Here is a 24,117-nt window from a genome sequence, read left to right on the forward strand (position 1 = left end):
CTTGACGCTAGGGTTTGAAGTAGCCAGTAAGTCATTTGGAGGAAATAAATTGGGAAATCGCGATAAACATTTACTCACTCAACTAGATACAATCGCAAAGGGTTTAAGTGAAACGCTATCTCCTTTTTGCGAAGTTGTGGTCCATGACTTAACGAATCCTGAGCATGCCATACTCTCAATCCACAATAACTTATCTGGTCGAAAAATTGGAGATCCAGCAACTGAGTTAGGGCTGGCTAGAATTATGTCGCCAGAATTTCCAAATCTTATTTCAAACTATGCAAACCAGTTTGCTGATGGTCGTCCCGCAAAAAGTACTTCTATTGGGATTAAAGATGAAGAGGGTCAGTATGTGGCCGCTTTATGCATGAATATTGATTTAACCCTATTTAGGGGAATGCAAAGTGCTTTAGAGCATTTCACTAAAATTGAAACGAATAACGTTATTGAAAATTTGGAGCCGAATGGCACGGAAGCTATTCGAAAATATATTGATCAATTTGCCTCAAAACATGCAACGACACCGCGTATGTTAAAACTCAACGAGAGAAAAGAGTTAATACACGAATTGAAGAATAATGGGTTATTAGAAATTAAAAAGGCTGTGGAGACAGTTGCGCAGCATTTAGGTATATCAAGAGCGAGTGCTTATTTGTATGTAAAGGAAACTTAAAATCTTTTTTAAGAATTTATAAGCTTCAAATGGCTTGTTTTAATTTTTGTCGAGATGGGTATGGCGTAACCTTTATACTTTTTGAAAGGTTACTCTGCCAATTTTTTGTTTTAGAAGTTGTATCTTATTTATAAAAAATAACTTGTTTATTAGGTCTGGCTTATTTAAATAAAGAAGTAGGCAATACAACAATTATCTTTGTAGCTTTATTGAGGAGGTCATTATTTGAAGATATTTATTATTGTATTTATTACCATTTTTTCCAGTATTGGACTATTTCTTTTAATTGCTTTTCTCCACTATCGAAAAAATTATTCATCATCGGGTGAGCATGATTATTCATCTTCATCACACCATCACTTTAATGACATTAGTCATCATCATAGCTCTAGTTATTCAAATGATTGTTCATCATCTTCAGATTCAGGTAGCTGTGATAGCAGCGGTGGGGGAGATTAAAAAAAGCCCTTTTGTGCAAAGGGCTTTTGATTATTTAAGGTAAGTCAAACCAGATAAATTGACTATCTTCAGTTGCTTGAATTATCGCTTTATCTTCAAACACGAAAGCATCACCAGCTTTTATTTCTTGATCACCAATACGGATTACACCTGAAATCACGTGAACATAGTTCACTTTTTTAACTGGCTCAACACTTAACTCATGTCCTTTTTCCAATACAGCAGACTTTACTTCCGCATTTTGACGGATATGCATCGGTGCATTTGCATCGGGACCTGCAATTAAATGCCATTTGTTTGGATCATTACGTGGGTCAAGGCTAATTTGCTGATAATTTGGCTCTGCATCTCTTACGTTTGGAATAATCCAAATTTGTAATAAATGTACAGGCGTATCAGTGTTGTTGATTTCACTGTGGGCAACACCTGTACCAGCACTCATGAGTTGCCATTCACCTGCTTTAATCTGGCCTTCATTTCCCATCGTGTCGCGGTGTGAAATTGCACCATCGAGCACACAGGTTAAGATTTCCATATTGTCATGCGAGTGCGTACCGAAACCATTATGCGCATCAATCTTGTCGTCATTAATAACTCGTAAAGCACTTACACCCATATATTTAGGGTTATACCAGCTACCAAATGAAAAGCTATGATAAGACTCTAACCAACCCGCTTTTACATGACCTCGATCTTCACCACGATGTAGATAAGCATTCATGATCTAATCTCCCAAATTTTTTATTTATCTCTTGAGAAATATATTAACGTTCTATAGAGGTTAGAAAAATAGGCTAACTGCAACATGTCGTTGCATAATTGATATGGTTGTAAAGTTTTTTATTTATCAATGCATTTTTAACAATAAAAAACCTGCCATGCAGGCAGGTTTTTTTAATAATATATTGATTATTCAAGGAATTTTACAGTTACACCAGAACGTACTTTATTTCCTAAATCGTTTGCATCCCAGTTAGTCAAACGGATACAACCGTGTGATGCAGTTTTAGAAATTAAAGATGGATTTGGAGTTCCGTGAATACCAAAAGATTTTTTACTTAAACCAATCCAGATATTACCTACTGGAGCATTTGGGCCAGGTGGTAAAGAAAGAGGTTTTAAGTTTTTACCTTGTACGAAGTTCGAAGGTGAATAGCTGTACCAAGGGTTACGTGCCACACCAACTACCTTGTAAGTACCGGCCGGAGAAGGCGTATCAGTACTGCCAATTGTTGCAGGAAATGAGGCAATCATTTGGTTCCGGCTATTGAAGAGATACAATTGTTTTGCACCTTTATGGGCAATAATCAAATGAATATCTTCTGGTAAATCATTGCGCACGTTTGGAACAATGATTTTTTCACCCACTTTTTTGAATGTCGCAGTTGGGTTTAATTTCTTTAAGAAACCTTCATCAATATGAAACTTCTCACCCAACATTTCGGTCACACGTGTGTAGTACAAACCTTTCATTTTAGCTTGTAATGCGTAGTCAGAAGGAATTGACTCAGCATATGGACCTTTTAAGTCTGCATCAGTAATTGTGTATTCAATAAATGCTGGCTTGGTTTGTTTCGCAACCAATGCATCCCAAGTTTCTTTGGTCAGGTCACCAGTAGGTGATAAACCATTCATTTGTTGGAATGAAGAAATTGCTTTTAATGTATTTTTACCGCTCATGCCGTCAATTGCACCTGGCGAAGCATGTGCATTATTAAGCATCACATGTGCACGCGCATAGACTGGAAGTTGGCCTTTACCAATATTTTCAGACCATTCTGCCGAGTTTAAGCCATCTAATGTCCATGACGCAGCAGACACTTTTGCGGTCTTAGACGTCGCTGTGCTTTTAGCAGCTGTTGGTGTAGACGCAGCAATACCAGACTCGGCATTTGGGTCTTCTGTTTTCTGCAAATTCTGTAATGTTGTTGACGCTCGATTTAGGTCATTTTGTTCTTGAGCAGTAATTTGTGTCGGAGCTTGAGCTTGTACAGTTGAAGCTGCATCTACTGCTAAAGGATCAATCGGATCTTCTACAGGAGCTGATACCTTTTTAGGGTTCAGGGGTTGCTCAGTTGTTGAAGCAGCAAAAGCAACATTAGCAATAATACAACTTAAACTCATAGCGAGTAATGAGCGAACAAACATGTAATTCAACCTTAAGAATTTTCATATAAGCAATAGGGGATTGATCTAAACTCAAAGTGCAAAAAACTACCAATAACTCATTTATATGAGCCCAAGATTGGTAATTAAGTGATTAAAAGAATATCCAATGACCCCAATGTAACATGTTGCAAGTATTGCAGAAAACCCCACGTCTTGCAGTAGACTTTTGTGTAAATATGCATTTTTTAGTAGATTGACGAGTTTTTTGTGTGAAATTGAAATTATAAAAATGTCTCTGTTTTTGATATGATGCTGCCACATAAAGAAGATAGAGATTGGTAATGACGACTTTGAAAAATGATCGTTTCCTCCGTGCTTTGTTACGCGAACCTGTAGATACCACGCCAGTATGGATGATGCGTCAAGCAGGGCGTTATTTGCCTGAATATCGTGAAACACGTTCAAAAGCAGGTGATTTCCTATCTTTATGTAAAAATACAGATTTTGCCTGTGAAGTTACTTTACAACCTTTGCGTCGCTATGATTTAGATGCAGCAATTTTATTTTCAGATATTTTAACAATTCCAGATGCACTGGGTTTAGGTCTTTATTTTGAAACAGGTGAAGGACCAAAATTCCATAAAACTGTGCGTACTGAACAAGACGTTGCGAATTTACCTAAGTTAAATGCAAAAGTAGACCTTGATTATGTGATGAACGCTGTAAGTACGATTCGCTCTGCTTTAGGTGGTCAAGTTCCACTGATTGGTTTTTCTGGTAGCCCTTGGACTTTAGCGACTTATATGGTTGAAGGTGGTTCAAGTAAAGAGTTCCGTTTTACCAAGCAGATGATGTATGCCCAACCAGAAGTTTTGCATGCTTTACTCGATCATTTAGCAGACTCAGTCATTGACTATTTAAATGCTCAAATTGATGCAGGTGCTCAGGCCATTCAGATCTTTGATAGCTGGGGCGGGGCAATGGCACATCGTGAATATGTCGAATTCTCTTTAAACTACATGAATAAAATCATTGCAGGTTTGCAACGAGAGAAAGATGGCCGACGCATTCCTATCATTGTGTTCACTAAAGGTGGTGGCCAATGGTTAGAGCCAATGATGAGCACAGGTGCGGATGCATTAGGTTTAGATTGGACGACACCATTAAATACAGCTCGAACTACAGTGGCTGGGCGTGTAGCTTTACAAGGGAACCTTGATCCGGCAGTTTTATATGGTTCAGCTGCTTCAATTGAGAAAGCAGTGAAAGCGATGTTGGACGATGCCTATGCAAATGGTGAAAAGACTGGCTATGTTGCAAACTTAGGTCATGGCATTACCCAATGGGTAGACCCGGCGCAGCCAAAAATCTTTGTAGATACAGTACATGAGTATAGCGCTAAATATCTAGGATAGTTTTTTGTGCAATATTTAACTTTACCGTTTCAATTTATCGGCAAGGCTGTTTCTGCAGCCTTGTTTGGTATTTTGCTTTTAATTGCTTTTGCTTTAACAGCGCCGATGGGAAGCCATGAATATATGGGTTTTTATCGTTATGATTATTTACTCATCTATGCAGTGTTAATCCAGATCTGCTTACTCTATTTAAAACTGGAGTCATGGGCTGAAGCCAAAGTGATTGCTTTGTTTCACGTTATGGCGATGGTCATGGAAATCTTTTTGACGCATCCTGGTATTGCTTCATGGCAATACCCGCAGCCTGCTGTATTTAAAATCATTACGGTGCCTTTATTTGCAGGCTTTATGTATTCGGCTGTAGGTAGTTTCTTCGCACGGTCAATACGACTGTTTCAGGTTTCTTTTGAAAAGCTTCCAAGTTTTGGAAGTATGCTGTTGTTAGCCTTTTTCTCATATATAAATTTTATGAGCAAATTTTTTGTTCCCGATATTCGCTATATTTTATTTGCGATTAGTATTTTTATTTTTTGGAAAACAAAACTTTATTTTCAACTTAATCAACATAAATTTAAAATCTCGATGTTACCAATATTATTGACGCTCGCGTTTTTCATTTGGATCGCTGAAAATATAAGTACATTTTATAAAATCTGGCTCTATCCAAGTCAGGTTAATGCTTGGCATATGGTGGGTTGGGGCAAGCTAGGTTCATGGTATTTATTATTAATTTTAAGTCTAGTACTTGTGCTTAAAATATTAGGCAACAGGGATAATCAAGGTAACTGGAATTTAAGATAATTTTTCTTTTGCACTTTTCATCATATTGTTTATTTTTTAATTGCTAAATCACAGTCTTCTCGTTATCTTTAATATCGTGTAATAAGAATTACACATAACAATACAACACATAAGAAACAATCAATAATGATTTTTGGAGATTTAAATCTATGTTAAAAAAATTAGCTTTAGCTGCTTTATTAGCAGCTGGTTCAAGTGTCGTAATGGCTGACAACGATGTGGGTTGTGGTGCAGGTACACAAGTATGGGCTGGCAAAAAAGGAGTAGCGCCTAAAATTCTTGCTGCAACAACAAACGGTCTTTTTACTAACCAATTACTAGGGATTACTTTCGGTACTTTAGGCTGCCGTCAAGGCGGAACAGTAACAGCACAAGTTGTAACATTCACAAATGAAAATGCAGAAGCTTTAGCACGTGATATGGCAGTAGGCCAAGGTGAAAGCCTGAACGTACTTGCTGAGTTAATGCAAATTAAACCTCAAGATAAAGACCGTTTCTTTAAAGTTTCAAAAGCAAACTTTGGTGAAATCTATTCAGCAAATAACCAAAATACCCTTCAAGTTTTAGCATCACTGCAAACTGTAATGGCTAAAGATGACGTTTTAAAAGCTTACGTATAAGTTTGAAACTGAAAACCCTGTCCGATGGCAGGGTTTTTCTTATATTTAATGATAAAAATTGATGAGCTTAATGAAGTCAGTTGTCTTAGTTTTTGCCTCTTTGGCAGTTAATATTGCGTATTCAGCAGATATAAATCCATCTATTCAAAAATATTGGTCAATTGCAGAACAGAAAAACTTAGATCAAGACATTACCTGGCAAAGGCTCATGTATGCCAATAAAGACCATAAAAGTGATGTCACTTATTCTGGCTATTTCATGTCAGAAAATGGGAAAAATAATTTAAAAGAAGAACTGAAAGCTGACATCTCGGCATTATTTATGCCTGCTCAAGATAATCAGTCGATCCGCTGTAAATTTCCGGCACGCAGTCAATGGCTCATACAAAAAGTAGGCATTCAAGAAAGTGAATTGCCTCAAGTGAAGTGTTCAGAATTTGAAAACTGGATTGGGCAGATTAAGCCTTATAAAGCGACATTAATTTATGCAACCGATTTTATGGGCAATCCAAGTTCAATGTTTGGGCATACTTTATTGCGTTTAGACCCCAAAGATCAGCAACAATTAAATTTAGTTTCTTATGCTGTAAATTATGCAGCAACTGTGGCAGGGAATGACAACTGGTCATATGCTTGGAAAGGCTTAACAGGGCAATATCCGGGTGAATATTCACTGATGCCTTATTACCGTAAAGTAAAAGAGTACGGCGATTTTGAAAGCCGTGACTTATGGGAATATGAGCTAAATTTAACACCTGAAGAAACACGGTTTTTAGTAAGCCATATTTGGGAAATGCAACATGTGAGCTTTCCTTATTACTTTGTGAGTGATAACTGTGCCTATCGATTGTTAGGGTTGGTTGATTTAGTAAAACCTGAGTCTCACCTACAAGAGAAATTCACTCATGCTTCCATCCCAATGGAAACCATTAAATCGATGCAGCAGCAAGGGTTAACCCAAGCTCCTGTATATCGACCTGCTTTAGAAACTCAACTATTGGCCCAAGCTCATCAACATGGTGCATCTTTGGCGAAGGTAGCTCATCAAATTGCGATGATGCCTACTCAGCAGTCTTCTCAGATTTTAAAATCATTTGGTGAGCAAGATCAGGCTAAGATTTTAGAGATGGCTTATGATGATTTATATCTTCAATTTACGAGCCGTAAAATAGAAGAAAGCATTGCTCAGCCGCAGTTGCGTCAACTTTTAGCGCTAAGAAGTCAGATTGATTTAGACAAACAGCGTCAAGAACCTAAAAGACCAGCAAAAGAGCCAACTCAAGGTCACAATGCACGTAATATTTCAGTGAAAGTAGGTGAAGTGCAAGGTGATAAGTTTGTCGAACTTGGTCATCGCCAAGCCTATCATGACTTGATAGATCCTCAAGGAGGATACCGGGCGGGAACTCAATTACTCTTTTTAAATGGTAATGCACAGTGGCGAGATGACCATTTAAAACTAGAACGTCTTGATCTGCTAGAAGTAAATTCTTATAACCCGATTCAACCTTTTAGAACACCGCTGAGTTGGGGATTTAATTTAGGTTGGCGTCAGGAAACGATTCATGATGGTACTTTTAGTGAAGAAAAACAGCATGGCGTAGCGAATTTTAATGCTCAGGTTGGATATAGTTTTGCTGACTATGAACGCAAACATGTTTGCTATGGACAACTACAAACCTACCTACAAGCAGGCTCAAATCTAGATAAAGGATGGCGTGTGGGAATGGGCCCGACTTTAGGTTGCATGAACCAATGGTTTGAAAAATTCAACTCTGTGGTGCAAATTGAATTGCCCTATTGGGAAGACCAAAACCAATGGAACTTAAGACTAAATACACAGTGGCAATATGTGATTAATAGTAATAATACCATTCGATTAAACTGGGATTATGAACAACAAAATCATCAAGACTGGATGAAATCAAGCCTAGGATATGTTTGGTTCTTTTAAAGAATAAGCGCATAAAAAAAAGAGAAATGAATAATCTCATTTCTCTTTTTTGTTTTTAGACAAGACGATTATTTCTTTATTGCATTCAACACTGCATAGGCTGCTTTAATACGTTCTTCATTGGGAATACGTTTATTGGTTAACATGACTAAACCAATATTTTCTTTAGGAATAAACACAACATACGTTCCAAAGCCGTTAGTTGAACCAGTTTTGTGGAAAATCTTGACTGAAGGTTCTTTCGAAATAGCAGTCACTTTATTAGGCTTCATCACAATTTGCTCTGAATTACTGTCTAATAAAGTCTGTAAAGGTGCTGGATAAGAGAACTCTTCCCAACCTAACGCTTGATACATTGTGCCTACTTGGTAGAAACCTTGATGTGTTTCATTAATCGCGCGTTGAATATCAGTCGGATATTTTTGTGGATTTAGATTGGCACTAACGAAACTCAGCATATCAGGTAATGTAGATTTAACGCCGTATGCAGGAGCATCTAATGGTCCAGGGGTGACGCGAATCGGCTGATTTTCTTGGTTATAGCCAAATGCATAGTTTTGCATCTGAGTTTTAGGCACATTTACATAGCTATGTTTTAAGCCAAGATCTGGAAAAATGGTTTTTTCTAAGACTTGGTCGAAAGGTTTATTCATAGACAAAGCAACAACTTTTCCAAATAAACCAATGCTTGGATTTGAATATTGTCGATATTCACCGATTGAGTTTTTAGGTTTCCATTCTTTGAAAAAAGTTAAAACTTGCGGGTCTGTTTGGACTTCATCAGGGAATTGTAAGCCAAGATTACCACTCGTATAAGTTGCAAGCTGAAGTAGAGTAACTCGGTCAATCGGTGTGTTTTTTAGTTCTTTCCAATATTTTCCGGGTGTGTCTTCAAAAGAGATTGTTCCTTTTGTTTTTGCATATCCACCTGCTGTGGCAGTAAATAATTTACTCACTGAACCTAGCTCAAAAATGGTATTACCATTTACGATTTTTTTATCTTGAACCGATTGTAGGCCATAATACATTTCATACTTTTTATTATTTTGGATGACACCAACGGCCATACCGGGCACATCATATTTTTCTAATAACGGTTTAAAGTTTTGATCAACCAGTTTTTTAATTTCTTGTTCTTTTGGTGTATTCCCAGCATAGGTTGAGGTATTAAAAATAAAAAGAGGGGATAAAAGTAAGCAAGAAATTTTGTTAAATCGCATGATTAACTCATAAGTTATTTAAAAATAAAGATGTGTACTTTTATAACAAAAATCACATAATTTAATTGTTATGTTTTATAGAATAAAAGCTGTATTTGAATATAAAAAAAGCCCAACTGGGTCGGGCTTTTAATTGGGTTACTAAACAAAAATTAGTAACTTTCAGGTACAGCACTCAAGAACTCACGGCGTGCTTCTTTGTCAGTTTTAAAATCTCCGACAAATGAAACTGTACGTGTGGTTGATTCTTGCTTACCTACACCACGCATCATCATACACATATGTGCTGAATCGATAACGACAGCGACACCACGTGCGCCAGTCACTTCAGCTACAGCTTCTGCGATTTGCTGAGTCAGGTTTTCCTGAATTTGCAAACGACGTGCAAACATTTCAGTAATACGTGCGAATTTTGAAAGGCCAAGAACTTTGCCTTCTGGTAGATAAGCAATATGAACACGGCCGTAGAATGGGAGCAGATGATGTTCGCAAAGCGAATAAAATTCAATATTCTTCACCAATACCATTTCATGGTTATCTGATGGGAAAACCGCATTATTGGTGACTTCTTCTAAAGTTTTACTATAGCCAGAAGTTAAATATGAAAAAGCTTTAGCCGCACGCACAGGCGTATCTTTAAGGCCGGGACGATCAAGATCTTCACCGACGGCAGTCAGAATATTTGCGTACGATTGCTGCATAGACATAAGAATGTTCACTTACACTGGTTGAACAAAACGGCATTCTATCAGAAAACTATAAAAAGTCTGAATTCTGTAGAAAATGCCGCTTTATTGTTGGTACTTGGGATTTTTTTCTGCGCGTTTAAGCAGTACGAGAACGGCGCCTGTGCCACCTTGGTTTTCTGGTGCACTTACAAAAGCTAAAACATCGCGGTGCTGACGTAACCATCCGTTGACATAGGTTTTTAAGACCGCTTCAGGGCCTTTACCATGTACAATTTTGATCACATTTTGATTTTCATCTTTTGCCATCTGGAGAATGTGTAAAACTGCGTCACGTGCTTGCTCAATCGTACAACCGTGTAAATCTACAGCTTCAAACCAACGTATTTTTCCAGCTTTTAAGTCTTCAAAAACTTTATGCTGAAGGGTAGCAATGCGATAGCTTAATGTTGCTTGGCTTGCGACAGGATTTAAAGCAGCTTGAGTATCAGATAACTCAGCATGCTCAGTGTCACGACCACCTTCGGCAGCTGCACGTTTAGCTAATGTTTGAGCATCAACTTTTTTTGTGCGAGGCGTTCTTACATCAGCAATATTACTATTGTTGATGGGTTTAACGCCTGCTACAGCACTTTGAAACAGATTTGCATTTTCCAATTCCTCAGACTCAGCCTGCGGTGGTTTTATCTCAGGCTGACTTGCGATTTTGCTTGAATGAGGATTGGAGATTTGCTTTTTAAATTGCTTCAATAACTTTTGTTGCTCTTTAGAAAGCGATGAATCTTTATTACTCATATATCTTCTATTAAACCGTTTGGGGTTGTCCAAAAAGGGCGTTAAAGGCTTGATCTGGTCTTGGTTGTTTCATAAAACTTTCACCAACCAAGAAGGTGTGAATATCATGTTCTTGCATCATACGAACATCTTCTGGAGTGGCAATACCACTTTCAGTCACAAGTAAACGAGATGCAGGAAGCAAATTTTTCAAACGGATTGATGTATTTAAATCAACATCAAAGGTTTTTAAATTGCGGTTATTTACACCTAACAAACATTGCTCAGACAACTTTAAAGCACGTTCCAGTTCTTCTTCATCATGAACTTCAACCAATACATCAAGTTGATGTTCAAAAGCAGTTTTAGACATTTCTTCAAGCTGCTGATCTGACAAAGATGCCACAATCAATAAAATACAGTCAGCATGTAAAGCACGTGCTTCGACTACATTATATGGATCGATCAGAAAGTCTTTACGTAAAGCAGGTAATGCACAGTGGCTTCGTGCGATTGCAATATTTTCATCTGCACCCTGAAAAAAATCAACATCAGTTAAAACAGATAAACATGCTGCTCCAGCTTGTTCGTACTGCTCGGCAATTTCAGCAGGATTAAAATCTGCACGAATAATGCCTTTTGACGGAGATGCTTTTTTAATTTCAGCAATCACGGCAGGGCATTTGTGCTGTAACGCTTTTGCAAATCCTCGTACAGGAGTCGCAGCTTTAGCAAGTTCTTCAACATCTTGCAAATTACGTTGTTTTAAACGCGTAGCAAGTTCCTCATGTTTACGGTCAACAATTTTACCTAAAATGGTATTTTGAATATTAATCATGAGAAATCCTTAATCTGCCTGACATTGTTTTAATGTTTTGGTAAATTCAGCCAAAACACTCATTTTCTCGAGTGCTTGTCCGCCATAGATAATATCTTGAGCGAATGTAACAGCCTGAGCATACGTTTTGGTAATGCCTGCTACGTAGATACCAGCGCCTGCATTAAGCGCAATCATGTTTGCTGCTTTTTCGCCAATGTCAGTTTTATTTTTACCTAATGCATCTTTAATCAGCTTTAAGCTTGCCGCTGCATCTGTAACTACTAAGCCATTTAGGGTTTGTGATTCAATGCCGACATCTTCGGGATTAAGTGTCCATTCAGTAATTTCGCCATCTTTTAACTCTGCAACAGTAGTAGGAGCAGCAAGGCTGATTTCATCTAGTCCATCTCTTGAATGAACCACCATGACATGTTCAGCTCCGAGTTGCTTCATTACCTCTGCGATAGGACCACAAAGCTCATCTGAAAATACACCAATGACAAAGCGTTTTACACCAGCCGGATTCGTAAGCGGGCCGAGTAAATTGAAAATGCTGCGAACACCAAGCTCACGACGTGGGCCTACAGCATATTTCATTGCTTTGTGGTGGTTTGGAGCGAATAAAAAGCCTACACCCATCTCACGAATGCAGCGCTCAGTTTGTTGCATGTCTAAATCAAGGTTGATACCTGCTTGTTCAAGTAGGTCAGATGAACCTGATTTACTTGAAACGCCTCGATTACCATGCTTTGCAATGGTTGCACCTGCTGCTGCAATCACAAAGCTTGAAGCAGTAGAGACATTAAATAAGTTTTGACCATCACCGCCAGTACCGACAATATCAACTAAATATTTAATATCACTGACATCAATTTTAATAGCGAATTCACGCATAACACGTGCGGCAGCAGTAATTTCATCAATACTTTCACCTTTCATGCGAAGGCCCATCATCAAAGCACCAATTTGTGCTTCTGTTGCTTCACCTTGCATGATGCTGCGCATAATGTCTTCCATTTGCGGCTGAGTCAGGTGAATATTTTTTGTAATATGGTTAAGTGCTTGTTGAATGTTCATAAATATCACTTATGCATAAATATCTAAAAAGTTTTTAAAGATTTGATGGCCATGTTGACTCAAGATTGATTCAGGATGGAACTGCACACCTTCAACAGGCAATGTCTTATGTTTAACACCCATGATTTCTTCCATTGAGCCATCTGCTTCATTGGTCCAGCACGTTACTTCAAGGCAATCAGGCAGTGTTTGCTGATCGATTACCAAAGAGTGATAACGAGTTGCCGAGAATGGGCTAGGAAGATTACTGAAAATACCTTTATTGCTGTGGTACATATCAGATAAACGTCCGTGCATAACCGTTTTGGCTCTTACAATGTTTCCGCCAAAAGCTTGCCCAATACTTTGATGCCCTAAACACACGCCAAGCAAAGGAATTTTTCCGGCAAAGTGATTAATTGCAGGAATTGAAATACCCGCTTCGCTCGGAGAGCAAGGGCCAGGACCAATAACTAGATATTTAGGTTGCCATCGTTCAATATCCTCTAATGTGACTTGATCATTGCGAACAACTTTTACTTCCTGATCCAACTCGCCAAAATACTGGACGATGTTGTAGGTAAAAGAGTCGTAATTGTCGATCATTAGAAGCATTTTTGGCTAAACCTCTTGATATTTAATGTGTTTTTAAATACCGTCTCTTAAGTTACCCGTTTGGTTACCCGTTTTGAATTAAGTGCCCAAAACATTGGATAAAAATAAAGCCGCTATTTAAGCGGCTAATATAACAAAAAATGAAGTGACCAGTTTAACTATTTCATTCGTTAGAAATTTGCTAAAAAAGTCAGCTTTAAATTGATATTAGATCTGTTAAGAAACAGAGATATGTGCAACTAGGGCAGAATCGGCTTTTTCATTAGAAATAAAAAAATATTCTGCCTTAGTTAGAAAAGCAGATTAAATCGCACGAGTGTTGTAAATCAGCCAGTCTAAAACCTCTCCAGATAAATGTTCAGCTAGTCTTTCTTGAACCATTTGGTGATAGGTATTTAGCCAGTCTTTCTCTTCATTGTTAAGCATATCAACAACGATACAATCTAAATGGATTGGACAAAGCGTAAGTGTTTCAAACTCCAAGAATTCACCGTAAGTTTTCTCAAACCCAGAGTGGAGCTGGTTTGCAACCAGATTTTCAATGCGAATACCATATTGTCCCTCATGGTATAAGCCCGGCTCGTTAGAAATAATCATTCCCGCGCGTAGTTTGCTGTAGGCATGAATAGGCGCGTAATAAGAAAGTACTTGTGGACCTTCATGAACATTAAGCGCAAAGCCTACACCGTGGCCTGTTCCATGTCGATAATCTAAACCATGTTGCCATAAAGTATTACGACAAATTGAATCGAGTAGCGGTGCAGCTAAACCTTCTGGATAAATCGTTTTTGCCAAAGCAATGTGACATTTTAAAACCAAGGTGTAGTCACGTTTTTGTTGCCCTGTTGGCGTGCCTACAGGAACAACACGGGTAATATCCGTTGTTCCATCTACATATTGACCACCTGAGTCAATCAGCAATAGACCATCACCTTTGATAAATGAATAGTGCTCTTCAGTTGCACGGTAATGGGGTAGAGCACCATTGGCATTAAAGCCAGCAATTGTTGAAAAACTTGGCCCTATAAATCCATCTTGCTGCGCACGGAAAGCTGTAATCTTTTCATCAATCGTGAGTTCTGAAATGCTTTCACCATGATGAAGTGCTTTCTCTAACCAGTGGAAAAAGTGGCAAAGCGCGACTCCATCTTTAACCATTGCATGACGGATATGAGCAATTTCGCTTTCATGTTTACGCGATTTAAAAAGTGTACTCGGGTTGATGTCATATACAACTCGAATATCTTTTGCGATGGCTTGTTCATGAAAAATCGACACTTTCGCTGGATCTAAAAGTACTGAAGCATCAGAAATATTCGCTAAAAATTTAGCTGTATCTTCGTAGTTACGAATTTCAATACCATCGGCTGCCAAAGCTTGCTGAATGCTTACATCAACTTTTTCAGCATCAATGAAAAGAATAGTTTGTTTTGCACTGACATATAAATGTGAAAGGAACACAGGGTTATATTCTACATCTTGCCCACGTGCATTTAAGATCCATGCAATATCGTCTAAAGATGAAATGAAATGACCCGCAATATTCTTGCTATGTAAAGTTTCACGAATAGCCTGAATTTTTTCTTTACGAGATAAGGCATTTAGCCCTTCAGGCATGAAATGAATTTTCATTGATGGAAGTTCGGGACGGTTTAACCAAATCTCTCCGACTAAATCTTGCTGGGTTTCGAGTCTATAATTATTAACTCGGGCAGTATGTTCAAGCGCCTTAAATTGCTGAATTGATAAAGTATGTCCATTTACCACAATGACTGATTCTGGTTGTAGATTTTTTTCAATCCAAGCGAGATGTGTTGACGATTCATCACTTGTTAATCTTTGAAGATTAAAGCCAGTTCCAACAAGTTGTTGCTCGGCTTGTACCCAATAGCGACCATCTGCCCAGAGGCCAGCAAAGTTTTGGGTCACGACGAGTGTACCAACCGAACCACTAAAACCGCTTAACCACTGCCTTGCTTTCCAGTAGTCTGGTAAATATTCTGACATATGTGGATCGGCACTCATCACAATTAAAGCATCCACCTGCTGATTGCACATGAGTTCACGAAGTTTCTCAAGTTTTTCTGGAACAGTTAAAACGCTCATATAGTTTCCAACTCAGGTTGAACTTTACTGGTACTTTTGTTCATTAATCTATTGATAGGTTTCTTTAATAAAAATAACACGATTGCGCCAATCACTAACGCTAAAACACATCGCATAAACAGGGTGGGTAAATGATTAATGCCATCTGCCGATACGTGCCCGCCAATTAAACCAGCGATAAGATTACCTAAAGCTGAACCCGTGAACCATAGACCCATAATTTGACCGCGTATGACATCGGGTGCAAGTTTAGTCATGGTAGATAGACCAATCGGGCTTAAGCAAAGCTCTCCGATAGTAAGTAGAAATAAAGTACCTACTAACCAAAATGGTGAAACTAAGCCACCAGCAATTGCAAAACGGCTTGCAAATGACATAACTAGAAAGCCACCTGCTGCGAGTAAAAGCGCAATAATAAATTTACTGATATAACTTGGGTCTTTATTTGACTTACCAAGTTTAGCCCAAAGCCATGCTGCAATTGGGGCAAAAATAATAATAAAGAGCGCATTAATTGATTGAAACCATACTGCCGGAATTTCAAATCCGAAAACATTACGGTCCGTATAATCTTGAGCAAATAAATTAAAAGACGTTGGTTTTTGCTCAAAGGCAGACCAAAAAAGAGCTGAGGTTGCTAATAAGACAAAACAGATAATAATTTTAAATTTTTCATGTTGTTCTAAACCCAGGAAAAATAATAAATAGATAAAATAAGCAATAATTCCAATGCCTATTCCAACTGTTAAGTAAGTTGCAACTGCAACTGGGTTGATATGAATTACGCCAAAGAAGGTAAGAGCAATAACCACTGCAACGCTTAATAAAAATGAGAAAGCAATTTTGGGGGCATTTTTATTTTCTACGACAGGTTTATTCCAGTTGTCAGTTTGCTGACGCAATTGATTGAAGGACTGTAGTTGAGGAATGGCTAATGCACGGAAAATGAGTAATGCAACTAACATTCCAAGGCCGCCAATCCCAAAACCCAGATGCCAGCCATGATCGCGAGCTAATATACCTGTAATAAGCGGGGCAATAAACGATCCCATATTGATGCCCATATAAAAAATGGAGAAACCAGCATCACGTCTATTATCTTGTGCTTTATATAACGTTCCGACAATCACTGAAATACAGGTTTTAAACAATCCTGAACCAATAACAATAAGGACTAATCCGAAATAAAAAAAGAAATGATCAAAGATAGGGGTAAGCGCAATTGATAAATGACCTAATGCAATAATAATTGATCCATACCAGACGGATCGTGCTTGACCTAACCAGTTGTCGGCAATCCAACCACCTAAAACGGTCATTAAATACATAGAGCCAGCAAATAGTCCAACAATTGCGGCGGCAGTAGGACGGTCAAGACCTAAACCACCATCATTGACCATCGCAACCATATAGAGAACGAGTAAGGGCCGAATTCCATAGTAAGAAAAGCGTTCCCACAGTTCTGTAAAAAATAAAGTTTTTAAGGGTTTTGGATGGCCGAAAAAAGCCGTGTCACATTGTTCGAGTTCATGCTTCATTTCAAATCCTTTGAACGTATTTGTAGTTTAATAAGCCAAACTTTTAGTTTGTTTAGTTATAAAAAAAAGTTATGTTTTATTTTTTAGATTTTTTTAAATCGAAAAGCAAGTTGGTCATGTATAAAAAAGGTATATAACAAATGGTAAAAAAACTTCCCTTTAGTTTCTTAACCGGCTACCGCACCAAAGCTGATCAAAACTTGCCTCGAGGTAGGGGAAAATAAGTTGTTTTTAATTGGTGTAAAAATAGAGGGCATTGTAAAAAGAAAAATAATTTTATCAATCCTCTGCATTTTAATAAGTGAAGGAGATGATCCAATAGCTGATTTTTTTAATTTTTTAGAGGGCTATTCTTCAAGTCAATATTTACATGAGAACCTTTTTGGCAAAGGCATGAGTAGATATAGTAGGCTCAGCTAAAAGTTACATTTTATAAGTCATCTTTTATTATTTTCATTTATTGCAATAAGAATGTCAGCTTTCTATATGAGAAAGTATTATGATCATGAATTACTGTTAGATATTGATGCGATGGTTCATATTAGCGCAACAATTTTGCACTAAATTAGGGCGATTGCGGGCTATTCTTGTATGCCATAATTTGAAAATGTCTGAATATGGTGCATTTAACGATGCAAACAGTATAATGGGTTCAAGACAAGGGACCTAAATCATAGATAGTTATAAGCAATTCAATGTTTTAGGTAAGTCTTATAAAGTTGGTATGAGATTTGCTTTATAAATACCAGCAATTAACACGCACTTAACAAGTGCAACAAAATTTCATTGGAGCAAAATGAGCATGGCGAACAAGGTCCTTCAACTCATACAAGAAAGTGGCGCAAAATGGGTCGATTTTCGCTTTACTGATACTAAGGGTAAAGAACAGCACGTAACTTACCCAGCTGATTCTATTGATGAAGATACTTTTGAAGACGGTAAAATGTTTGATGGTTCTTCAATCGCTGGTTGGAAAGGCATTGAAGCATCTGACATGATTTTACGTCCAGATGCAGAAACTGGTTTTGTTGACCCGTTCTTTGCTGAACCAACTGTAGTTGTGACTTGTGACGTTATTGAACCTTCAACTGGTCAAGGTTATGAGCGTGACCCACGTTCGATTGCTCGCCGTGCAGAAGAATACTTAAAATCTACAGGTATCGGTGATACTGCATTCTTTGGTCCAGAACCAGAATTCTTTGTATTTGACGAAGTGAAGTGGGACATCGATATGTCTGGCGCTCGTCATACATTAATCGCTGAAGAAGCTGCTTGGTCTACTGGTAAAGATTACGAGTCTGGTAACTCTGGTCACCGTCCACGTGTTAAAGGCGGTTACTTCCCAGTTCCTCCAGTTGATTCTTCACAAGATATGCGTGCAGAAATGTGTGCAAAAATCGAAGACATCATGGGCCCTGGTCGTGTAGAAGTACACCACCACGAAGTTGCTTCTTGCCAGTTAGAAATTGGTGTGAGCTTCAATACACTTGTACGTAAAGCTGACGAAGTTCAACAGTTCAAATATGCTGTTTGGAACGTTGCACATCAATATGCAAAAACTGCAACCTTTATGCCTAAACCAATGGTAGGTGATAACGGTTCTGGTATGCACGTTCATATGTCTATCTCTAAAGATGGCAAGAACTTGTTTGCTGGTGATGAATATGCAGGCCTTTCAGAAATGGCATTGTACTTCATCGGTGGTGTTATCAAGCACGCTCGTGCATTGAACGCAATCACAAATCCATCTACAAACTCGTACAAGCGTTTGGTTCCTCACTTTGAAGCGCCAATCATGCTTGCTTACTCAGCACGTAACCGTTCTGCGTCTATCCGTATTCCTTACGTTTCTAGCCCTAAAGGTAAGCGTATCGAAGCTCGTTTCCCAGACCCAATGATGAACCCGTACTTAGGTTTCGCTGCATTGTTAATGGCTGGTATCGACGGTATTCAAAACAAGACCCATCCGGGCGAAGCTGCTGATAAGAACTTGTATGATCTTCCTCCAGAAGAAGAAGCAAAAATCCCAACAGTTGCTCATAGCTTAGATATGGCTCTTGAAGCACTTCAAGCAGATCACGAATTCTTGTTAAAAGGCGGCGTGTTCACTAAAGAAATGCTTGATGCATACATCGAACTTAAAACTGAAGATGTACGTCGTCTTAACACGACTACTCACCCAGTTGAGTTCGATATGTACTACAGCTTGTAATACATATTTTCATAAAAAAGCCTGCTTATGCAGGCTTTTTTATTGCTTGGAATGTTGATTGAATTCTCTACATTTTTTATCAAAAAATTGGGGTAAACTAGGTGCGAGTTTTCATGTGAGCAGATTATGCGTAAACGACAACCAGTACTTAAACAGGAAAAAACTTTAAATCCTGAATTGAAAACATGGTTGTATGCGTCTGGTTCATTGACCCAACAATTGACTGAAATTGGCGGTGGTCAATTTAGTGTAAAGCCTTTTCAAGAACATTTTCAGCGTTTAACTTTTGCAGATAGTCGTTGGATGAAGATGTCTCATGCTCACACTTCGTGGGTAAGGGAAACCTATTTATATGGCTGTGAAGCAGAGCCATGGGTGAAAGCAAAAAGTATTTTTCCAATTCAAAGTTTACAAAAAAAAGCCCGTATATTTCAGCACATTGGTTCTAAGCCAATAGGCTTTTTTCTATTTCAAAGAACAACACCACTGTGTGACCGCCGTGTCATTCGTTTGCCTGAGGGGTGGACACGACAAAGTTGCTATACTTGGCATGGATGTAAATTTATCGTCCAAGAAACATTCTTACCGGCTTTTGAAGCTTTTCTACATCAGCAGCACGACAAGGAACTACTATGACGACTGCAACAAGTACAACATGGCGTCAGCGTTTAGAGGCTTATTATTATCTTTGCCGATTTGATAAGCCCGTTGGAACAGAACTGGTATTTTGGCCAACCATGTGGGCACTTTGGATTGCAGCAGAGGGAATGCCCCCTCTACATATTCTTTTGGCGATGGTATTGGGTACAATTTTTATGCGTGCTGCTGGATGCGCAATTAATGACTTTGCTGATCGTAAAGTGGATGGTCATGTAGAGCGTACGAAGACACGTCCTTTGGCAACAGGGGTAATCAGTCCAAGAGAAGCGGTGTATGTGTTTTTAGCTCTAGTGTTTGCAAGTGCTTGTACGCTTTTCTTTTTACCTATCGCGACGTTCTACTGTGCATTAGGAGGCTTGGCTTTAGCATTTGTATATCCTTTCATGAAACGTTATACCCATTTACCACAAGTCGTGTTAGGTATGGCATTTTCTTGGGGTATTCCAATGTCATTTACTGCAATGGGTAAGCCTTTAGATATAACGTGTTGGCTAATTTATTTTGGTAATTTGGCTTGGACAGTGGCTTTTGACACTCAATATGCAATTACAGATCGCGAATATGACTTAAAGATTGGCGTCAAATCTACTGCTATTCTTTTTGGTCGATATGACATCCAGATTATTGCGCTTTTACAGGCAACCAGCCTTGTTTTGATTGGTGCCGCACTATATTTAGAAAATATCTTATTTCCATGGGCGATCATTGCTTTAATTGTTGTTGCATTCGATTTTATATATCAAACAATCAAAACCAAAGACCGCAACCCACAAGTATGTTTTTGGGCATTCCGTCACAATCGCTGGGTAGGATTAATCATTTTTCTGGGAATATTTTTAAATTTCATATAGTAAAAATGACCGCAAGGTTGAAAAGTGTTCTATGCAGAGCACTTTTTTTATGTCTTAATATTTGTGCATAAAAATATGCGGAATAAATAATACATAAAAAAGGATATTCTATGAAACGGTCAAAAATTGCTTTAGCTATAACATTATCAGCTTCAACATTTTTTCTTACAGCATGTAATGACAATAATGATGACTATATTGGTGTAAATCCTGATCAAACTTATATTTCTGAAAAAGCTTATTCTCAAGATACTTTAGGTGGTGCGGCATCTATCAAAGTGATGACCTATAACATGGAGAATGTACAAGGGAAGACAGCTCAAGCAACAGCCCTCGTCATGTTCCCTAAAATTGCACAACCTAAAGATGGCTATCGGGTAGTGGTATGGGAGCATGGAACAGTAGGCGTAGGAGATAGTTGTGCTCCAAGCAATAATACAATTAATCCACGTTTCAAAATTCTAGCGGATACATTATTGGCAGCTGGCTATGTCGTGGTTGCTCCAGACTATGAAGGTTTGGGTACTCGAGGAATGCATCCATACCTTAATTTGGCAAGTGAGGCTAAATCTGCAATTGCAGCAGTTAAAGCTGCGAAAGATCATTACGGTAATCAGTTGAATAGTTCATGGATGTCAATTGGGCAGTCTCAGGGAGGGCATGCTTCACTAGGTACTGCTGAATTTGCGAATAACGACACTAACTATAAAGGAGCGGTTGCAACAGCACCAGCTTCCAGTCTCGGCTATATTATTTCTATAGTTGCTCCACAAGCAATTCAAGGCATTCTTAAACAAGAGCAAGCAGGTATTAAACCTGTTGGTACGGCTGTAGAAGTTTATGCTGAGCTACTCGCATATGCTGCATATACCACAGTAGGTATTACTGCTTATGAACCAAAATTTAATTATCGTGAAGTGTTCCAACAACGTTCTCAAAGTATAGCTGAGTTCGCAGAAGGAACTACTGGTGAAAATGGCGTATGTTTAACCGATTTGCATAATAAATTTGCAGCCGATATTCGTGATTATCTTGCGACTAATGCTGGTAAAACAGTATTAGATTATCCAGGTCTAGCTGGTAATTTCCAAGAAAACCCAACGGTGAAAAAATTCTTGGCGGATAACCAACCGGCTACCAAAAAAATTAATTCACCTGTCATGATTGTCCAAGGTACGGCTGATATGGCTGTACCATATCCTGTTACGACTGCCTTGCAAGACGGTCTTAAAAAAATGGGAACGGATGTGACATTTGTACCTGTTGACGGGGCTGCCCATACACAAGCGATTGTTTGTAAAAATGCGGAAATTTATCAATTTGTACAATCTAAGATGCCAGCTAAAACAAATATAGTGCTCGATCCATCGGTAATAGATGCAAGTAAGAATTTCGAATGTACTGGGTTAGTACAATAATTTTTGTATTTAAAATATTCAGCTTAAAAGAGTCCTAAAAAGGGCTCTTTTTTGTTATATTGTTACATATCTTAAAATTAATTATGTTTGAGTTTAAATCACTTATGAGCCAGCAACCTGTTGAAAAAAAATCTGTTCCTTGGCTATTAATGGGATTAGGTTTACTCATTCCTTTTTTGATTATTGGAATACTTTTTTTGGCTGCAAAGAGTGATGCCCAGACCAAAAAGCAATATGAGCAACAACGTTTAGAGATGGTAAAAAGAATAGCTGAAAAAGAAGCAGCAAATTCTGAAAAGAAATAACAGCGGTTTTTTAATGAATATCCTTTTGTAGCTGACGTACAGTCGGAATATTTGTGTAACGTCTTACTATGTAACCTGCTTCTGTGAGCATTTGATCACGAATGCGATCTTCTTCCGCTTTTTCAAGATGGGAAGGGTCATCTAGTTCAATAATGGCAATTACTTCCATCTTGTCGTTAAGCACAACAAAGTCGGTAACTTTTCGGTTGAACTGACTACGAATTTTATAGTCCTTACTGGTAATTAAGGCGCTAAAAGCCACTTGTGCTAAAACATGATAAGTTGGAAAACTTTGTTTTAAACGGATAAACATTTGAGTTTCAAAGTTGGTAATAACGGGACGAGCAAAGAATTTTTGTTTTGGAAATAAATAGGGACGAAAACAAACAACAAGAAAAATACAGGTGCTTAAGCAACCTAAAACAATAAAAAATAAGTGACTCGATTCGAACATGTGAAGGCATCATACAAATAAAAACCCACTCATCATGAGTGGGTTTTTAAGAATCTTGGCTCTCCAACCTGGGCTCGAACCAGGGACCTGCGGATTAACAGTCCGTCGCTCTACCGACTGAGCTATTGGAGAATCTGGAAAAGGATTTTAGGCAGGAAAGGGGGCGAGGTCAAGTCTTAATAACGGAATTAGTGAGAATATATAATCGTTTGGTTTAAAAGTATTCGAAACATTGATTTTATTAAAAATAATAGAAAATTATTAAATGATTGGATAAGAAAAAGCCCACAATAAATGTGGGCTTTTAGAATCTTGGCTCTCCCACCTGGGCTCGAACCAGGGACCTGCGGATTAACAGTCCGTCGCTCTACCGACTGAGCTATGGGAGATTAGTAGATGGCTCTCCAACCTGGGCTCGAACCAGGGACCTGCGGATTAACAGTCCGTCGCTCTACCGACTGAGCTATTGGAGAATCTGATGCGCATTTTATGGATGAAATCTAAAAGCGTCAATAAGAATATTAAAGAAAATGAATCGTTTGCTTGATTAATATGCTTTTGTTGTACTAAAAATAAAAAAACCACCCAAAAAAGGGTGGTTTTTTAGAAATAAATAAAATTATTTCTCTACACCAGCTGGTTGACCTGCAAGTTTTGCATTTGCATAGTCCCAGTTCACTAGGCTTTCTAAGAAAGTTGCGATGTATTTAGGACGTAAGTTACGGAAATCGATGTAGTAAGCATGTTCCCATACGTCAATTGTTAATACAGCAATTTGACCATGTGCAAGTGGAGTGTCTGCATTAGAAGTTTTAGTAATAGATAATTTACCGTTTACTTCATCAGCAACTAACCAAGCCCAACCTGAACCGAATTGAGTTGTTGCAGCAGCTGCAAATTCTTCTGCAAATTTTTCGTAGCTACCGAAAGCTTCTTCAATTTTAGCAGCGATTGCGCCAGTAGGCTTACCACCACCATTTGGCTTCATCGAATTCCAATAGAATGTATGGTTCCAAACTTGAGCAGCGTTGTTGAAAATACCAGCTTTAGATGCATCACCAGCAGTTGCTTTGATGATTTCTTCTAAAGTTTTACCTTCAAGGTCAGTCCCTTTGATTAAGTTGTTTAAGTTAACAACATAGGTATTGTGGTGTTTATCGTGATGGTATTCTAAAGTTTCTTTACTAATATGTGGCGCTAAATCATCATAGCCATATGGAAGTGCAGGTAAAGTAATGGTTGTCATGTTCCTATTCCTTGCATTTGCTGGGTTATACAATATTAAGTGGCTCTATTGTAAATGATTCTGTTCACAATAGTGCATCGTTTTAAAGAACTATACACAATAAAGATCTAATTAATACGCATAAC

At 38.3% G+C, this 24,117-nt stretch carries 22 protein-coding genes and 3 tRNA genes; 10 read left to right on the forward strand and 15 right to left on the reverse strand.

Annotated elements, in window-relative coordinates; genetic code table 11:
- The first annotated feature begins 49 nt into the window (after window positions 1-49).
- On the forward strand, window positions 50-673 hold the full coding sequence (locus tag WA249_RS14070; protein ID WP_336169588.1) for a helix-turn-helix transcriptional regulator: 624 nt from the start codon (window positions 50-52) through the stop codon (window positions 671-673).
- Window positions 674-1,166: 493 nt separating this feature from the next.
- On the opposite strand, the gene WA249_RS14080 is transcribed toward WA249_RS14070, so the two are convergent.
- Both WA249_RS14080 and WA249_RS14085 read right to left on the reverse strand, forming a co-directional pair.
- Window positions 1,167-1,853 (reverse strand): pirin family protein, encoded by a 687-nt coding sequence (locus WA249_RS14080; protein WP_336169594.1) that lies wholly within the window; start codon window positions 1,851-1,853, stop codon window positions 1,167-1,169.
- Window positions 1,854-2,041: 188 nt separating this feature from the next.
- A complete protein-coding gene (locus WA249_RS14085; protein ID WP_336169596.1) occupies window positions 2,042-3,280 on the reverse strand; it encodes a L,D-transpeptidase family protein in 1,239 nt (412 codons plus the stop codon).
- A 302-nt stretch (window positions 3,281-3,582) separates the two neighbouring features.
- Between WA249_RS14085 and hemE the strand changes: the two genes are divergently transcribed.
- The 4 genes from hemE (at window position 3,583) to WA249_RS14105 (ending at window position 8,031) form a co-directional block, all read left to right on the forward strand.
- Window positions 3,583-4,656 (forward strand): uroporphyrinogen decarboxylase, encoded by a 1,074-nt coding sequence (gene hemE / locus WA249_RS14090; protein WP_336169598.1) that lies wholly within the window; start codon window positions 3,583-3,585, stop codon window positions 4,654-4,656.
- Window positions 4,657-4,662: 6 nt separating this feature from the next.
- Window positions 4,663-5,457: a DUF817 family protein gene (locus tag WA249_RS14095; protein WP_336169600.1), complete on the forward strand. Its 795-nt coding sequence runs from the start codon at window positions 4,663-4,665 to the stop codon at window positions 5,455-5,457.
- Between the two features lie 149 nt (window positions 5,458-5,606).
- Window positions 5,607-6,077, forward strand: coding sequence for a DUF3015 family protein (locus WA249_RS14100; protein ID WP_336169601.1), 471 nt, complete (start codon window positions 5,607-5,609; stop codon window positions 6,075-6,077).
- Window positions 6,078-6,147: 70 nt separating this feature from the next.
- On the forward strand, window positions 6,148-8,031 hold the full coding sequence (locus tag WA249_RS14105) for an Lnb N-terminal periplasmic domain-containing protein (protein WP_442891974.1): 1,884 nt from the start codon (window positions 6,148-6,150) through the stop codon (window positions 8,029-8,031).
- Window positions 8,032-8,099: 68 nt separating this feature from the next.
- Here the strand turns inward: WA249_RS14105 and blaADC are convergent, their stop codons facing one another.
- From blaADC to WA249_RS14145, 8 genes are all read right to left on the reverse strand, one after another.
- Window positions 8,100-9,251, reverse strand: coding sequence for an ADC family extended-spectrum class C beta-lactamase (gene blaADC, locus WA249_RS14110; protein ID WP_336169604.1), 1,152 nt, complete (start codon window positions 9,249-9,251; stop codon window positions 8,100-8,102).
- 152 nt (window positions 9,252-9,403) lie between these two features.
- Window positions 9,404-9,952 carry a GTP cyclohydrolase I FolE gene (gene folE / locus WA249_RS14115; RefSeq protein WP_336169782.1) on the reverse strand — a complete coding sequence of 183 codons (549 nt, stop codon included), beginning with the start codon at window positions 9,950-9,952 and terminating at the stop codon, window positions 9,404-9,406.
- A gap of 90 nt (window positions 9,953-10,042) precedes the next feature.
- A complete protein-coding gene (locus WA249_RS14120) occupies window positions 10,043-10,732 on the reverse strand; it encodes a Smr/MutS family protein (RefSeq protein ID WP_336169606.1) in 690 nt (229 codons plus the stop codon).
- 10 nt (window positions 10,733-10,742) lie between these two features.
- Entirely contained in the window at window positions 10,743-11,549 is an 807-nt protein-coding gene (trpC, locus tag WA249_RS14125) for an indole-3-glycerol phosphate synthase TrpC (protein ID WP_336169608.1), read from the reverse strand.
- Window positions 11,550-11,558: 9 nt separating this feature from the next.
- The gene (gene trpD, locus WA249_RS14130; RefSeq protein WP_336169609.1) at window positions 11,559-12,608 is read right to left on the reverse strand and encodes an anthranilate phosphoribosyltransferase; all 1,050 of its coding nucleotides are present in this window, start codon (window positions 12,606-12,608) and stop codon (window positions 11,559-11,561) included.
- A gap of 9 nt (window positions 12,609-12,617) precedes the next feature.
- On the reverse strand, window positions 12,618-13,202 hold the full coding sequence (locus WA249_RS14135) for an anthranilate synthase component II (RefSeq protein WP_003650566.1): 585 nt from the start codon (window positions 13,200-13,202) through the stop codon (window positions 12,618-12,620).
- A 303-nt stretch (window positions 13,203-13,505) separates the two neighbouring features.
- A complete protein-coding gene (locus WA249_RS14140; protein ID WP_336169612.1) occupies window positions 13,506-15,308 on the reverse strand; it encodes an aminopeptidase P family protein in 1,803 nt (600 codons plus the stop codon).
- On the reverse strand, window positions 15,305-16,846 hold the full coding sequence (locus WA249_RS14145) for a peptide MFS transporter (RefSeq protein WP_336169614.1): 1,542 nt from the start codon (window positions 16,844-16,846) through the stop codon (window positions 15,305-15,307). Before WA249_RS14145 ends, WA249_RS14140 begins: the two co-directional genes overlap by 4 nt.
- 796 nt (window positions 16,847-17,642) lie before the next feature.
- Between WA249_RS14145 and glnA the strand changes: the two genes are divergently transcribed.
- From glnA to WA249_RS14170, 5 genes are all read left to right on the forward strand, one after another.
- Window positions 17,643-19,058: a type I glutamate--ammonia ligase gene (gene glnA / locus WA249_RS14150; protein ID WP_336169615.1), complete on the forward strand. Its 1,416-nt coding sequence runs from the start codon at window positions 17,643-17,645 to the stop codon at window positions 19,056-19,058.
- Window positions 19,059-19,184: 126 nt separating this feature from the next.
- On the forward strand, window positions 19,185-19,694 hold the full coding sequence (locus WA249_RS14155) for a chorismate--pyruvate lyase family protein (protein WP_336169617.1): 510 nt from the start codon (window positions 19,185-19,187) through the stop codon (window positions 19,692-19,694).
- Window positions 19,691-20,569, forward strand: coding sequence for a 4-hydroxybenzoate octaprenyltransferase (gene ubiA / locus WA249_RS14160; RefSeq protein ID WP_336169619.1), 879 nt, complete (start codon window positions 19,691-19,693; stop codon window positions 20,567-20,569). The genes WA249_RS14155 and ubiA overlap by 4 nt, the downstream gene beginning before the upstream one ends.
- A gap of 110 nt (window positions 20,570-20,679) precedes the next feature.
- Window positions 20,680-21,987, forward strand: coding sequence for an alpha/beta hydrolase family protein (locus tag WA249_RS14165; RefSeq protein ID WP_336169620.1), 1,308 nt, complete (start codon window positions 20,680-20,682; stop codon window positions 21,985-21,987).
- 104 nt (window positions 21,988-22,091) lie between these two features.
- Window positions 22,092-22,292, forward strand: a complete 201-nt coding sequence (locus tag WA249_RS14170; protein ID WP_336169621.1) for a hypothetical protein — start codon at window positions 22,092-22,094, stop codon at window positions 22,290-22,292.
- A 10-nt stretch (window positions 22,293-22,302) separates the two neighbouring features.
- Here WA249_RS14170 and WA249_RS14175 read toward each other — a convergent pair whose 3' ends face one another.
- The 5 genes from WA249_RS14175 to WA249_RS14195 form a co-directional block, all read right to left on the reverse strand.
- Window positions 22,303-22,746 (reverse strand): DUF2726 domain-containing protein, encoded by a 444-nt coding sequence (locus WA249_RS14175; RefSeq protein ID WP_336169623.1) that lies wholly within the window; start codon window positions 22,744-22,746, stop codon window positions 22,303-22,305.
- 56 nt (window positions 22,747-22,802) lie between these two features.
- A tRNA-Asn gene (locus WA249_RS14180) sits at window positions 22,803-22,878 on the reverse strand.
- Window positions 22,879-23,059: 181 nt separating this feature from the next.
- Window positions 23,060-23,135 (reverse strand) — tRNA-Asn (locus WA249_RS14185).
- A gap of 8 nt (window positions 23,136-23,143) precedes the next feature.
- Window positions 23,144-23,219: transfer RNA gene (locus WA249_RS14190), tRNA-Asn, on the reverse strand.
- A 146-nt stretch (window positions 23,220-23,365) separates the two neighbouring features.
- A complete protein-coding gene (locus tag WA249_RS14195) occupies window positions 23,366-23,992 on the reverse strand; it encodes a superoxide dismutase (RefSeq protein ID WP_003650584.1) in 627 nt (208 codons plus the stop codon).
- Window positions 23,993-24,117 lie beyond the last annotated feature (125 nt).

Origin of the sequence: Acinetobacter sp. 161(2023), assembly GCF_037027805.1 — a bacterium.
Taxonomy (GTDB): Bacteria; Pseudomonadota; Gammaproteobacteria; order Pseudomonadales; family Moraxellaceae; genus Acinetobacter.